Origin of the sequence: Methylobacterium sp. WL9 (genome assembly GCF_008040035.1) — a bacterium.
GTDB classification, from domain to species: Bacteria; Pseudomonadota; Alphaproteobacteria; order Rhizobiales; family Beijerinckiaceae; genus Methylobacterium; species Methylobacterium thuringiense.
The window spans coordinates 34,506-47,314 of record NZ_VRVE01000024.1; the positions used below are offsets into that span (position 1 = coordinate 34,506).

General features: G+C 61.9%; 12 protein-coding genes. 7 read left to right on the forward strand and 5 right to left on the reverse strand.

The genetic code is table 11. The features are described from left to right. Positions 1-161 precede the first annotated feature (161 nt). Entirely contained in the window at positions 162-1,058 is an 897-nt protein-coding gene (locus FV217_RS10000) for an N-formylglutamate amidohydrolase (RefSeq protein ID WP_147817039.1), read from the reverse strand. Positions 1,059-1,211: 153 nt separating this feature from the next. Here FV217_RS10000 and FV217_RS10005 point away from each other — a divergent pair, with 153 nt between their 5' ends. The 4 genes from FV217_RS10005 to FV217_RS10020 all read left to right on the forward strand — a co-directional run bounded on the left by FV217_RS10005 (position 1,212) and on the right by FV217_RS10020 (position 3,355). After that, complete coding sequence (locus FV217_RS10005; RefSeq protein WP_147817040.1) at positions 1,212-1,571, forward strand: response regulator; 360 nt, start codon at positions 1,212-1,214, stop codon at positions 1,569-1,571. Positions 1,572-1,740: 169 nt separating this feature from the next. Next, positions 1,741-1,998 carry a glutaredoxin 3 gene (gene grxC / locus FV217_RS10010; RefSeq protein ID WP_147817041.1) on the forward strand — a complete coding sequence of 86 codons (258 nt, stop codon included), beginning with the start codon at positions 1,741-1,743 and terminating at the stop codon, positions 1,996-1,998. Beyond that, a complete protein-coding gene (locus FV217_RS10015; RefSeq protein WP_238232544.1) occupies positions 1,998-2,840 on the forward strand; it encodes a carbon-nitrogen hydrolase family protein in 843 nt (280 codons plus the stop codon). The genes grxC and FV217_RS10015 overlap by 1 nt, the downstream gene beginning before the upstream one ends. Before the next feature lie 20 nt (positions 2,841-2,860). After that, on the forward strand, positions 2,861-3,355 hold the full coding sequence (locus tag FV217_RS10020; protein ID WP_147817042.1) for a DUF1178 family protein: 495 nt from the start codon (positions 2,861-2,863) through the stop codon (positions 3,353-3,355). Between the two features lie 45 nt (positions 3,356-3,400). On the opposite strand, the gene FV217_RS10025 is transcribed toward FV217_RS10020, so the two are convergent. Next, positions 3,401-4,765 (reverse strand): amino acid permease, encoded by a 1,365-nt coding sequence (locus FV217_RS10025; protein WP_147817043.1) that lies wholly within the window; start codon positions 4,763-4,765, stop codon positions 3,401-3,403. Positions 4,766-4,916: 151 nt separating this feature from the next. Continuing rightward, positions 4,917-5,825: a penicillin-insensitive murein endopeptidase gene (gene mepA, locus FV217_RS10030; RefSeq protein WP_246682756.1), complete on the reverse strand. Its 909-nt coding sequence runs from the start codon at positions 5,823-5,825 to the stop codon at positions 4,917-4,919. A 133-nt stretch (positions 5,826-5,958) separates the two neighbouring features. Between mepA and FV217_RS10035 the strand changes: the two genes are divergently transcribed. Beyond that, the gene (locus FV217_RS10035; RefSeq protein ID WP_147817045.1) at positions 5,959-6,348 is read left to right on the forward strand and encodes a PRC-barrel domain-containing protein; all 390 of its coding nucleotides are present in this window, start codon (positions 5,959-5,961) and stop codon (positions 6,346-6,348) included. 738 nt (positions 6,349-7,086) lie between these two features. Here the strand turns inward: FV217_RS10035 and FV217_RS10045 are convergent. Then, a complete protein-coding gene (locus FV217_RS10045) occupies positions 7,087-8,088 on the reverse strand; it encodes a helix-turn-helix transcriptional regulator (RefSeq protein WP_246682757.1) in 1,002 nt (333 codons plus the stop codon). Between the two features lie 836 nt (positions 8,089-8,924). Between FV217_RS10045 and FV217_RS10050 the strand changes: the two genes are divergently transcribed. Both FV217_RS10050 and FV217_RS10055 read left to right on the forward strand, forming a co-directional pair. Next, a complete protein-coding gene (locus tag FV217_RS10050; RefSeq protein WP_147817048.1) occupies positions 8,925-9,977 on the forward strand; it encodes an HD domain-containing phosphohydrolase in 1,053 nt (350 codons plus the stop codon). Between the two features lie 294 nt (positions 9,978-10,271). Next, positions 10,272-11,750: a PAS domain-containing methyl-accepting chemotaxis protein gene (locus FV217_RS10055; protein WP_147817049.1), complete on the forward strand. Its 1,479-nt coding sequence runs from the start codon at positions 10,272-10,274 to the stop codon at positions 11,748-11,750. Positions 11,751-12,043: 293 nt separating this feature from the next. Here the strand turns inward: FV217_RS10055 and FV217_RS10060 are convergent. Next, a partial coding sequence (locus FV217_RS10060; protein WP_281407162.1) for a SwmB domain-containing protein occupies positions 12,044-12,809 on the reverse strand: 766 nt, incomplete at its 5' end.

A 12,809-nucleotide genomic window follows, 5' to 3' on the forward strand; every position in this document is an offset into this window, starting at 1 on the left:
GCTTGTGTTTTGTGCGCCGCACTGTATCTTGTGCACTGCGATATCGCGATGGCGTCGCGATTTTGCAGCCCTTCTTGGGCGTTTCCTCCCTAGACTTCGGGTCGTTCCTTTGGAGCGGCCTTTTTTTTCGTTTTGAGCGGCGTGGCTAAAATCTATCGCCGCTATTCTGCGGCGATCCGTCGAGAGCTCCAATCCGACCAGTCGGCGGCCACTGCCACGACCACCCGCGTCAGGCACTCCACCAGATCCTCGAAGCCGCCGGTGAGAGCAAGGGTGCGCTCGTTCATGTAGAGGGCACGGTTGATCTCGATCTGCAGCGCATGACGGGACGAGTTCGGCTCGCCGTAATGCTCGGTGATGAAGCCGCCGGCATAGGGTTTGTTGCGCACCACCCGGAGACCATGTTCGCGAAACCGATGCTCGATGCCGTCGATGAGAGCCGGAGCGCAGGCGGTGCCGAACCGGTCGCCGAGCACGATCTCGGTCTTGGCGTCCTCGTCTCGGCCGAGGCTCGACGAAGGCATCGAATGGCAGTCGATCAGGACGACGTTGCCGAAGCTCTTAACGGTGCGCTGGATCAGGCTGCGCAGCATCCGGTGATAGGGCTTGTACAGGTGTTCGATCCGGGCAAGCGCATCTTCGACGGGCAGTCGCTCCCGATAGATTTCCTGTCCGTCCGCGACGATGCGTGGCACGGTACCGAGGCCGCCGGCCACGCGCATCGAGCGTGTGTTGGAGAAGGACGGCAGCCGCCCGACGAACATGCGCGGGTCGAGTTCATAGGGCTCCCGGTTTACGTCGAGATAGGCGCGTGGAAAGTTCGCCCGCATCAACGGTGCGCCGAGCCCGACCACGGGCGCGAAGAGCCGGTCGACATAGGCGTCTTCCGAGCGCCGCAGGGTCAGCGCGTCGAGGCGCGAGGCCGCAAGGAAGTGGTCCGGATAGATTGCGCCGGAATGGGGCGTATTGAACACGAAAGGAACCGCATGGGAGGCCGGCTCGTCGACGGCAAAGGGCGGTTCGAAATCGGAGGGCGGATGCGCCGGGCGCTCGATCATCGCCGCACTTTGATGCGAGTGGGTGATCCTGTCCACCAAACCGTGATGCCCAGCGCGCGGATGGGGTCTTAACGTCGTGTTTACCAAGTCGCCGCTTTATGAAATGAACATACCAGTCGTACCGGGCCTCAAAGAGCCCCAGGAAGCCGTTCGATGAAGATCCTTCTGGCGGAAGACGACAACGACATGCGCCGGTTTCTGGCCAAGGCGTTGCAGAACGCCGGCTATGAGGTGCTGTCGTTCGACAACGGGCTCTCGGCCTACAACAGGCTGCGTGAAGAGCCATTCGAGCTGTTGCTCACCGATATCGTGATGCCGGAAATGGACGGTATCGAGCTCGCGCGCCGGGCCACCGAACTGGATCCCGACATCAAAGTGATGTTCATCACGGGCTTCGCTGCGGTCGCGCTGAACCCGGATTCGAAGGCTCCGAAGGATGCGAAGGTGCTCTCCAAGCCCTTCCATCTGCGGGAACTCGTCAGCGAGGTCGAGAAACTGCTCGCTGCGGCCTGACGGACTCCCAGGTGGCGCCGAAGCCTATGGCGCCGGCCGCTGAGCCAAAAAGCTGGACGAGGCGAGCGCTTTCAAGCGATTGCCTTAGGCCTGTGTGGCGCCTGCAATAGGAACTGCACATCACGGTGCTATATCATCATGCGTTCCTTCGCATGATCGATCCGAGACGATGCAGCCGGTTACCCTCTACACCACGGCTTGGTGCCCCTATTGTTCGGCGGCCAAGAGCCTGCTGAAGGAAAAGGGCGTGGCCTTCACCGAGATCGACGTCGAAAAGACCGCGGGCTCGCGCGCGACGATGTCGCAGCGTGCAGGCGGTCGTACCAGCGTGCCGCAGGTCTTCGTCGGCGATACACATGTCGGCGGCTGCGACGACCTCTATGCCCTCGAAAGGGCCGGTGGTCTCGATCCGCTCCTGACCGCCTGATGGCGGAACACGCGCATTCCCGGTTCATTGCCGCCTGCGTGCAGATGCGTTCAGGACGTGACCCGCTCGCAAATCGCGATGCGGCCGTGGCGGCAATCCGCGAGGCGGCCGGTCGGGGTGCCGACTACATCCAGACTCCGGAGATGACCTCGCTGGTCGAACGAGACCGCACGCGGCTGTTCGACACGGTGGGGCCGCAGGAGAGCGACCCGACGCTGGCCGGCCTGCGCGAGGCTGCGCGCGACAACCACGTCTTCGTTCATGTCGGCTCGCTGGCGATACGGACCGGCGACAAGATCGCCAACCGTGCCTTCCTGATCGATGCCGGCGGCGAGATTTGCGCAGCCTACGACAAAGTCCATCTCTACGACGTCGACTTGCCCGACGGCGAAAGTTGGCGGGAATCGGCGACCTATACCGGCGGCGACTGCGCCGTGGTGGCAAGTTTGCCCTGGGCGGAGATCGGCATCGCCATCTGCTACGACATTCGTTTTCCCGCGCTCTATCGAGCCCTTGCGGAGGCCGGCGCCACCGTGCTGACGGCGCCTGCCTGCTTCACACGCCAGACCGGCGAGGCGCACTGGCATCTGCTGCAGCGCGCCCGTGCCGTCGAGACGGGATCGTTCATGGTCTCGGCTGCCCAAGGTGGCCGGCATGAAGATGGTCGCGAGACCTACGGTCATTCGCTGATCGTCGACCCGTGGGGACGCGTGCTGGCCGAGGCCGAGAATGATGCGCCCGGTGTCATTCTCGCCGAGATCGACCTTGCTCAGGTCGCCGACGTGCGTGCGCGCATCCCGGCTCTGCGCAATGCGCGGCCTTTCACCGTGCGGCACGCCTGAGGCGTCCCCATCTTGACCCTATGATCCGTTACACCCTCGCCTGCGAGTCCGGCCACAGCTTCGAAAGCTGGTTCCCGTCCGGCGATGCCTATGACGAGCAGGCCGCGCGCGGTCTCGTCTCCTGCCCGATCTGTGATTCCCGCAAGGTCGCCAAGGCATTGATGGCCCCTGCCGTCGCGCGGACCGACAAGGGCCGTACTGGAGGGCCCGCTGCGGTATCCCGGGAAGAGGGAGCGGTGGAAGCCCCGGCTCCTGCACCGGTGGAAGCTCCGGTTCCGATGATCGCTGAGCCGGAGCGTCGCCTGCGCGCGCTTCTGCGGGCGGTACGTGACCAGGTGACGCGCACGGCGGACGATGTCGGAGCGCGGTTCCCGGAAGCAGCGCGTGCCATGCATTACGGTGAGGCGCCGTCCCGCGCGATCTATGGTGAGGCCACTTTGCAGGAGGCGCATGCGCTCGTCGAGGAAGGCATCGCCGTCGCTCCTCTGCCGCCGGCCCCCGACGACCGGCATTAGCAACGGCCGACCGCGTCTCGGCCGGGCGGGACGAGACGCGATCCGTCAGGCGGCCGTCTCGAGCTTCGCTCCGAGATGGCGCCGTACACCGTAGGCCGACAGTACGATCCCCGTCGAGAGCAGGCTCAGCAGCAGTTGCGAGCGGGTCTCCGCCTGCAATCCCATCGCCACGAGGATCCCCGTCATCGCGGCGATCGTCAGCAGGGTGAGGTAGGGGTAGAGCCACATCCGGACCACCGGCCGGTCCGCCGGAATCCGCGGCCTCAGGATCAGCTGCGACACCGCAATCGCCAGATAAACCAACAGGATGACCGCGCCCGACGAATTCAGCAGGAACAGGAAGACCGTGTCCGGCGAGAGGTAGGCGGCGACCACCGCGAGGTAGCCCATCGCCGTCGAGACGAGGATGGCGGGGGCCGGAACCCCGGAGCGGTCGAGCCGCATTAGCGCCTTCGGCGCCTCCCCCCGTTCGCCGAGCAGGAACAGCATCCGCGAGGCGGTGTAGAGGCCGGAATTGAGGCAGGACAGGACGGCGGCGAGGACCACGGCGTTCATGGCGTCGCCGGCCCGGTTGAAGCCCATGCGCTCGAAGGCGGCGACGAAGGGGGAGCCGCCGGGCGGCAGGCCGTCCCAGGGCAGGATGACGGTGAGCAGGAGGATCGCGGCCACGTAGAAGACGGCGATCCGGATGGCGACGGTGCGGGTCGCCCTGGCTATGGCCTTGGCGGGATTGGGCGTTTCGGCTGCGGCGATAGTGGCGATCTCGGCGCCGACCATGGAGAAGATCACCACGACGATGCCTGAGACGATCGCCCCGACGCCGTTCGGAAACAGGCTGCCGCCGCGTCGGAGGTTGGAGAAATCCATCGGGTGGCCGGGCCAGAGGCCGAGGGCGTAGCTGCCGCCGAGGACGAGAAAGGCGAGGATCGCCAACACCTTGATGCCGGCGAACCAATACTCGAACTCGCCGAAGGCGCCGACGGAGGTGAGGTTCGTCGCCGTCATCAGCAGCATCAGGCCGAGCGACAGGCTCCAGAGCGGTAGGCCGGGTAGCCAAGCCTGCAACAGGCCGGCCCCGGCCACCGCCTCGAAACCGACCACGATCACCCAGAAATACCAATAGAGCCAAGCCGTTGTGAACCCGGCCCAGTCGCCCAGCGCCTCTCGGGCATAGGTGACGAAGGAGCCGGTCGCGGGCGCGGCGGTGGCCATCTCGCCGAGCATCCGCATCACCAGGATGACCAGGATTCCGGCGGCGGCGTAGGAGAGGAAGGCGCCGGGGCCGACCTGCCGGATGACGGAGCCGGAGCCGACGAACAGGCCGGCGCCGATCATGCCGCCCAGGGCGATCATGCCGAGATGGCGCTGTCTGAGGCCCTGGCGCAGGCTGTCCGGTGGACCGTCGGGCATCGCGATTTCGCTCGGGGTCGGTCGAGGATGATCATGATCCCGGTCGGGCACGATCACGAGAGGTGCGCCGGGCATCGTGCGATCCGTTGCCCACGTGCTGCCATGGCCAAAGCCGGGGCAAACCACGTCGTGCACCGGCTTAGCCCGCTGGCTAACGCGCGTGCAGCACGGACCGGCAGGCGTCGGGCAACCCGGCCATCGTCATGGGTGGTCGTGGCCGCGGCGGCGTCTTGGGCTTGGGCGGATTGAGCACGGCCGCGCTGAACCAGTAGTCGAGCTCGGACCCGCAGCCGTCGCCGGGCGGGGGAGGGGCCTGGTCGCCGCAGGATTCGGCGCCGCGCGGGCAGGCGAGGCGGATATGGTAGTGGTAGTTGTGCCCGTACATCGGGCGCACCTTGGTGAGCCAGCCGCGGTCGCCGCCGGCCTCGCGGCAGAGGGCCTTCTTGATCGCGGCGTTGACGAAAATTCGCGCCACCTCCGGCTGCTTGGCCGTGAGGCGGATGAGCGCAGTATGCGCCGGCGTCCAGACGTCCTCGTCGATGTCGCGGCGGTCGGCGCGGACCATGTCGGTGGCGGAGGTCTGCTCGCGCTCGGCGCGGGTCATCCGGTGGTCGGGCATCGGCGTCAGCCAGAGGTCGGCGTCGAGGCCGAGCTGGTGCGAAGCGTGGCCGGTGAGCATCGGGCCGCCGCGCGGCTGCGACATGTCGCCGACGAGAAGCCCCGGCCAGGCTGCCTGCGGCGCCTTGCTCGCGAGCCGTTCCAGGAAGCTGACGAGGTAGGGCATGCCCCAGCGCCGGTTGCGCGAAGGCCGCATCACCTGCCAGGTCGGCCCGTCGAAGGCGAGGCCTTCGCCGCCGGCGAAACAGCCCTTGGCATAGGAGCCGTAGGCCTCGGCCGATCCGCTCGAGGGCGCGGTGACGCGGCCGAACAGAGCCTTGGCCGGCGTCGCGGGATCGTTCGGGTTGGCGAGCGGCGGCAGGGGTTTGGGGTCCATCGTGCCCTTGTCCTGCGCCATCGCGGAACCGGCGATCAGGGCGAGGAATGCGAGGGCAACGGACATGTGAACGGTCTGCGGCATCGGCGCTGAGGTCCCTCGGCGAACAACCCGAGCGGCCGGAAAAGCCGCACCGGAACGTGCCCGGTCACCCGAGCGTTTTCCCGGTTGGATGTAACAAGGTTGCGAGCCCCGCGCCATGGACCCCGTCAGCACCACCCCACAGGCCGGGCCGAAGGCCCGCACCCTCATCGCCAGCGACCGCGTGATCGGCACCGAGGTGCGCCGCCCCGACGGCGGCAAGGTCGGCCGCATCGAGCGGCTGATGCTCGACAAGTCCTCGGGCCGCGTCGCCTACGTGGTGATGAGCTTCGGCGGCTTCCTCGGCCTCGGCGAGGATTACTACACGCTGCCCTGGGCGGTCCTGGCCTTCGATCCGGCCATCGAGGCCTACGTCGTCGACATCACCGAGGAGCAGCTCCGCAACGCCCCCGCGCGCTCACCCGAGGGCGGCGACCCGGCCGACGAGCGCGAGTGGGAAGAGCACGTGCACCGCTACTACAACGCGGCACCGTATTGGGGAATCTAGAGCCGTACCTGACCCCGTTGCATCGGGCCGGCGTCTCTAGATCACGCTGCGTTTTGAGCGGGTCAATCAAAACGCAGCGTGATCGATTCAAAAGTCGAAAGCAGGCTTCGCGCGAAAAACCGTTGCCATTTTTTTGCAGCCTGCTCCAGGGCGGCAGGTAAACCAGCCTGGCGCCGGGCGTCTGTCGAGTCGCGTCGGAACCGAAATTGGGATCCGCCGTGTAAAAGTCCTGATTTCTGCGCAAGCGTCAAAGACACAGCCGCACATACTCTGTAAAGTCGATATCTCAGCATCAAAGAGCTGTTAAAAGACAGCAGTCCATTTCTGTCCGATAAATACATACCTGCCAATTTTTCACGAAGTGGTCTCGAACAAAAACACTACCACGCGAATGACGACGTGCCATGAGCCGAGATATCCATGTCGTATAACTGCTGGATTCAAATTCTCAGAATTTATCTTGAATATCTATTTGGCAGACCGATCGAATTACGAAGATAGTTTCGTCTTGCTCATCCCGGACTTGCAAGACAACGGAATAGCTATCACATTTTTCGCTTCCTGCTGCCAGCAGACCGGTGATCGCTTTTAGGGCGCCTCGCCTCAAGGCCGCCTGATCTCTGAACTCACAGCCGATATGATCCCGGAAATCGAGCCCATCATTGGTGTCAAAAAAGTACCGTGGCATTCTGCTTCTGCTTCATTGTTTTCCACCATCGATCCGAAAGGACGCTCCTCTCAGCGGGTGAATGGCGCCTCACGGCGTGTGTCGGACGGGGAACAGCCAAATAATCTGCGATAACGCTGCCCAAAGTCACTCATGTGGACGAAGCCCCAGTGTCGAGCAATATCCGAGATAGACCATGTTGCTTTGGCAGCTGAAAGCAGATCGTGATGAGCGCGTTCGAGACGCTGGTCGATAATGAACTGAATCGGTGTCCGGCCGATTTCTTTTCTAAATTTATCCTGCAGTGATCTAACGCTGATACCAGCTATGGAGGCAATATCGGCTAAAGTTAATTCACTTGATAGATTGGCGTGAATATAATCGACTGCTAAGTTGAGCCGACAGGACGACGCCGGTGTCGATTCATTTAGCGGCTTATTTTCAAGTCTTGGCCAAGCTGATAATAATTGATAACTCATTATCTCTTGTATCATCGGCAATATTAAGTCTGGTTGCTGCATCGAATCGTTGATTTGGCTCTTAACCAACTTGACGGTGCAAAACAGCGCCATCATGCCCGGTGTGGTCATTTCGGCGACCGGTGAAAGCGACGGTAAACCTGCGTGGTCGTTGCCCGTCAGCGCCTTGTTTGCGGCTATAAGGGTTTTAACCGCGATCGTTCCGCTGATCGAACTGAGTGCCCTGGATGCGCAAACGTCCTTTATACCTTCGAAGCCGGCCAATGTAGCATGTGTTCTGGATCCCAGGACGTCCCCGCCCCGGTGCGAATAAATAATGTGGCCACTCGTAATGAAGCGGACGGTTAAAAGATTGGCGGAGAATTTGGGTTGCGTGATGAAGCCACTGGCCGAACGCGTCTCCCAGAAACTAAGCAGTTCGCTTTGACTGCCTGATATATTGATGTCAGGTTTCATTGCCTTCATAACATCAAAATTAACTGCGATGCCTCCGGCATCATTGAAATTACGGAGCTGGCGCGCCGAAATAATACTTGCAGAAAATCGAGGTTGTGGCCGCCACGAGTTTTCATCGTGTCGATCCTGGCCTATCATCAGATTCACACGTTGCCCGTGAATAACTCACGCCTTTCAACCGCAGACGGTCTTGTTCCCTGAACACTGACGGACCGGATGCCGCGCCGCAAGTCCCGAAGGAGGTTTAGCCCAATATAGAAGACTATAGCGAGACTATAAATATACTGTATTTTTATATCATTTTTGCGCATGGCGTCTGTTAAGACTATAGAAACCTTGGTAATCCATAAAAATACGACCTGAGGTGGAGTGTGATAGATTTGCAACGTCATGCTTTTGCTTCGAAATAATTTGCGGTCTGTGGGACCTGTCGGTTTTGCACGACGCCGATCAGGTCGCGGTGGCGGCAAGCGATCGCCGAGTTTCTGCTGCGTGATATGGCTAAGATGTCCAATTGCAATCTCATGCCATCATGTAATTCCGCTCGGCCAGAAGGCGAGTCTGGCATCGTATTCCATGCATGCCGTCCATCGAGCAGGATGAAAGTTCAAGCCAAGCATCTGTTATGGTCGAGCGCGGCAGAGTTTCCATGGCTTAAGGATTTGCATTTTCATTTGTAATCGTAGCGGTAGAGTGTCGCGGACAATGTTTCGTGACTTACTATCCTGGACGAATGTGCCATGATCTTTGGATCGCCGGTAATTGGTTTTTGGAACGACCAGACAAAGATTTCTAGAATGTCGGATTGGATAAATAAAGAGAAACAATAATATTACTTGATGACCGATCGTGGATTAATTTGATTTATTATTCTATGCAAGATAAACGCCAGAATCTGGACGTCGAAATCGGGTTGATGCCGTGGCTCTGCGTTTCGTAGATCATTCCTTGATGGCCCAAAGCAGGTTGGATCGATGCCAAGCTCGACTGTCGTCGTACTCACCGATAACATCGATCGGGGTCACGATCTGTGTGAAGCTGTTCGCATGATGGCCGGCTGTCGCGTCGCTGACGTCGAGGAGCAATGGCTGAACCTTGAGCCCGTCGTCGGCGTCATCGCAGATGTCGCCTTGGAGCGTCCAAATTCGAGGCGCTGCTTGCAGAGGCTGACCGTCAGGTGCCGCGATCGTCGGATGCCGCTGATCTACCTCACAAGAACGGGAACGGACGCCGTGCTGCGGGAGGCCGGAAACCTCGGCATCACGGCCTGCTTTTCGGCGCTTGCCATGGAGCCGCGAACGGTCGTCGCAGCCCTGTTCCGCTTGATCGCTCCTGCAAAGACCACAACCGATTTGCTTGTCGAGCACAATTTCGAACTGGTCGGCTCGACCTTCAGCGAGATGTTCGACACAGCCCGGTCGGGATCGCTGGACATGGAGACCGTCAACGAAGCCATTGGGCCGCTTCTTGTTGCTATACGGGAAGGCGGCCTGGATCGGTGGATTACTCTTATACAGGCGCACGACGACACGACTTTGCGACACTGCCTGCTCGTTGCGAGCTATGTAGCTCACTTCGCCATCTACCTCGGCCTGCCGTCCTCGGAGCGGACGACATTGATCCGTGCCGGGCTGGTGCACGATGTCGGTAAGGCGCTGATCCCTCTTTCCGTTCTGAACAAGCCCGGAAAGCTCGATTCGAGCGAGATGGCGACGATGCGGACTCATGCTGCACTTGGGTACGAAATCCTGGCCGCGGCTGGTTCCGTCGATCCGATCATCCTCGCGGCCACGCGACATCATCACGAAATGCTTGACGGATCTGGATATCCGGATGGTCTGCAAGGCGGCCAGATCGGCGATACGGTTCGCCTTTTGACGATCTGCGATATTTACGCGGCACTGACAGAGCGGCGCCCTTATCGGCCGCCGATGTCCCAGACGGAAGCGTTGCAGATTCTGCGCGGCATGACAGGCAAACTCGAGCCGGCACTTGTCGAGGCTTTTGCCGCTTCGATCGAAGGGTGAATGCGAGTGAAGAAGGCTAAGCCAATGCTATTGTATAACACATCAACCTGAATGTTTATGGAGCTTCTTTAATGTATTTTATTTACATGTTATATATCTGTTCTCTAATTTAGATGTAATTTTTTTCAAATATAGATGTAGTTTTATTTGAAGCCATATGAGAAATACAAATGTAGCATCCGAAAAATATCTGCAATTTAGCTAATTATTATTGATTTTTGTATATTTCTAATCATTAAGCGGATCAGCCATGCGTCTAGGACGTGCGCGGATTCGCCGTGGCAAGGATTTGAGATGTTGAATTTTCGCGCCCCTGAAGCAGACGCAAAGCTTGCGGTCCTGGATCGTTCCCAGGCGATAGTCGAGTTCAAGCTCGACGGCACGATCCTGACTGCAAATGCAAACTTCCTCGCGGCCGTCGGCTACACCCTCGACGAGATCCGGGGACGTCATCATAGTCTGTTCGTCGAGCCGGGCTACAGCGAGAGCGCGGCTTACAAGGCATTCTGGGAAACCCTGCGCCGCGGCGAGTTTCAGTCGGCCGAGTACAAGCGCATCGCCAAAGGTGGGCGGGAAATCTGGATTCAGGCTTCATACAACCCGGTGCTCGATCGGGCAGGCAAGCCGGTCAAGGTCATCAAGTTCGCTTCGGACATCACGACACGGAAGGTGCGCAGCCTCGACCTGGACGGGCAGATCGCCGCCCTGGACCGATCGCAGGCCGTCATCGCCTTTGCCCTCGACGGCACGATCCTGACGGCCAACAGGAATTTCCTCGACACGCTCGGCTATCGGCTCGAGGAGATCGCAGGCCGCCACCACAGCATGTTCGTGAACGACGACGAGCGCCGCAGCGCCGCCTATCAGGCGTTCTGGGTCGCCCTGGCTCGGGGCGAGTTCCAGTCGGCCGAGTACCGGCGCATCGGGAAGGGCGGCCGCGAGATCTGGATACAGGCGACCTACAATCCCGTTTCAGACGCGGACGGCAAGCCGATCAAGGTCGTGAAATTCGCAACCGACATCACGGAGCAGGTACGGGACCGGCATCGCCGCGCGGACGCGCAGAAAGCGATCGGTCTCGACCTCGACGCCATCGGCGTCGCGGTCGGCGACGTGACCCGGCAGACCACGGAGGCCGCCGGCACTGTCGGGCGCGTCTCGAGCGAGATCCAATGCGTGGCATCGGGTGCCGAGGAGCTCTCGGCGTCGGTGAGCGAAATCAGCCAGCAGGTGAGCTATGCCGCGAAGATCGCCGGGGAAGCCGTCGAGCAAACGCAGCGCACCGGTGCGATCGTGGAAGGCTTGAGCGGACAGGCGGCCCAGATCGGCGACGTCGTGGCGCTCATCCAGGGAATTGCCGCCCAGACGAACCTTCTCGCGCTCAACGCCACGATCGAGGCGGCGCGGGCCGGCGCGGCAGGCAAGGGCTTCGCCGTCGTGGCTGCCGAGGTCAAGGCGCTGGCGGAGCAGACGGCCAAGGCGACGGACCGGATCCGAGGCCAGATCGCGGCGACCCAATCCGCGACACGGGAAGCCGTGGATGCCATCGGCACGATCCAGTCGACCATTCGCACACTCAACGATGTGTCCGGTTCGATCGCGGCCGCCGTGGAAGAGCAATCTGCCGTCACGCGGGAGATGTCGGGAAGCATGCAGGCCGCGTCGCATGGGGTCAGCGCGATCGCGGCCGGCATGGACGCCATCGCTCTGGCGAGCGAGCAGGTCGATCAGGCGACCCGTCAGGTGCGCGAGGCTTCCCGCGCCGTGGGATGAGGCCTTAGAGCGCTTTCCGACCAAGAGGTTGCCGGTTGGTCGAAAGAAAGCGCGTCACAACAAAGGCTTAGGGCCGTACCCGACCCGATGCAATCAGGTCGGGTACGGCCCTAGAGTTTCGTCGAGACAGCATATCCGTATCGACGAAACTCTCGCGTTTCGTCCGTCTGCGAGGCCGAAGACTTTCCGTCTCAGGGCACTTCGTCGCGTACCCGAAGATCGGCGTTGTCTCGTTCCTGCCTGAAAGCGGACGGTCTGCCGAAGGCGCCGAGAGATGGGCCGGCCGGCATGGCTCAGGCGAAGCTGGCGGCGGTGAGGGTCGGTGCGCCGACCGTGAGCTGGAAGTCGGCTTGGGCGTCGCCGTTCAGGTCGGCGCTCACCAGGGAGGTATTCGCCTGGGTGCCGCGCTGATAGCGCAACTGCCCGGCTTGGCCGCCGAAGGCGTCGGTGCCGATGAAGGTGAAGCGCTGGATCCCGGCAATCCCGGAATTGGCATCGATGGCGGAGAAATCGATGCGGTCGCCGTCGCCGCTGATGAACTCGATGATGTCGAGGGCGCCGCCCGCACCGAAATCGGCCACGCTCCGGAACGCGAAGCGGTCCGCGCCGGCCCCGCCATAGACGGTGTCGGCGCCGGGGCCGCCGATGAGCACGTCGTCGCCTGCGCCGCCCGAGAGGTAGTCGTTGCCGGCGGCCCCGTCGATGGTGTCGCCGCCGCCGTTGCCGCGCAGCGTGTCGTTGCCGGCGCCGCCCGCGATCGTGTCCGCCGCCTCGCTGCCGTTGATGGTCTGGCCCGGCGCGGAGCCCGACGTGGTGTTGGTGACGCTTCGGGCGGCGAAGGTGGCGGCGTCGTTGCCGGCGAGATCCTGGATCGCCAGCGCATCGTTGCCGGTGCTCGGATCGGTGTAGGCGACGGTGACCGCCTGGCCGGCCGCGACGGCCGCCGCCAGGGTCAGCGTCACCGTGTTGTTCGCGACGCCGACGCCGACGACGCCGACCGCGCTGCTGCCGGCCCGGACGGCGAAGGCGGCGGGGGCGGGCCGGTTGGCGGCGTCCAAC

What these genes read in the sequence shown, in the direction of transcription:
- FV217_RS10000 (WP_147817039.1), bottom strand. Translation starts at nt 1,058, where the DNA reads ATGATCGAGCGCCCGGCGCATCCGCCCTCCGATTTCGAACCGCCCTTT.
- FV217_RS10005 (WP_147817040.1), top strand. Translation starts at nt 1,212, where the DNA reads ATGAAGATCCTTCTGGCGGAAGACGACAACGACATGCGCCGGTTTCTG.
- grxC (WP_147817041.1), top strand. Translation starts at nt 1,741, where the DNA reads ATGCAGCCGGTTACCCTCTACACCACGGCTTGGTGCCCCTATTGTTCG.
- FV217_RS10015 (WP_238232544.1), top strand. Translation starts at nt 1,998, where the DNA reads ATGGCGGAACACGCGCATTCCCGGTTCATTGCCGCCTGCGTGCAGATG.
- FV217_RS10020 (WP_147817042.1), top strand. Translation starts at nt 2,861, where the DNA reads ATGATCCGTTACACCCTCGCCTGCGAGTCCGGCCACAGCTTCGAAAGC.
- FV217_RS10025 (WP_147817043.1), bottom strand. Translation starts at nt 4,765, where the DNA reads ATGCCCGACGGTCCACCGGACAGCCTGCGCCAGGGCCTCAGACAGCGC.
- mepA (WP_246682756.1), bottom strand. Translation starts at nt 5,825, where the DNA reads ATGTCCGTTGCCCTCGCATTCCTCGCCCTGATCGCCGGTTCCGCGATG.
- FV217_RS10035 (WP_147817045.1), top strand. Translation starts at nt 5,959, where the DNA reads ATGGACCCCGTCAGCACCACCCCACAGGCCGGGCCGAAGGCCCGCACC.
- FV217_RS10045 (WP_246682757.1), bottom strand. Translation starts at nt 8,088, where the DNA reads ATGATAGGCCAGGATCGACACGATGAAAACTCGTGGCGGCCACAACCT.
- FV217_RS10050 (WP_147817048.1), top strand. Translation starts at nt 8,925, where the DNA reads ATGCCAAGCTCGACTGTCGTCGTACTCACCGATAACATCGATCGGGGT.
- FV217_RS10055 (WP_147817049.1), top strand. Translation starts at nt 10,272, where the DNA reads ATGTTGAATTTTCGCGCCCCTGAAGCAGACGCAAAGCTTGCGGTCCTG.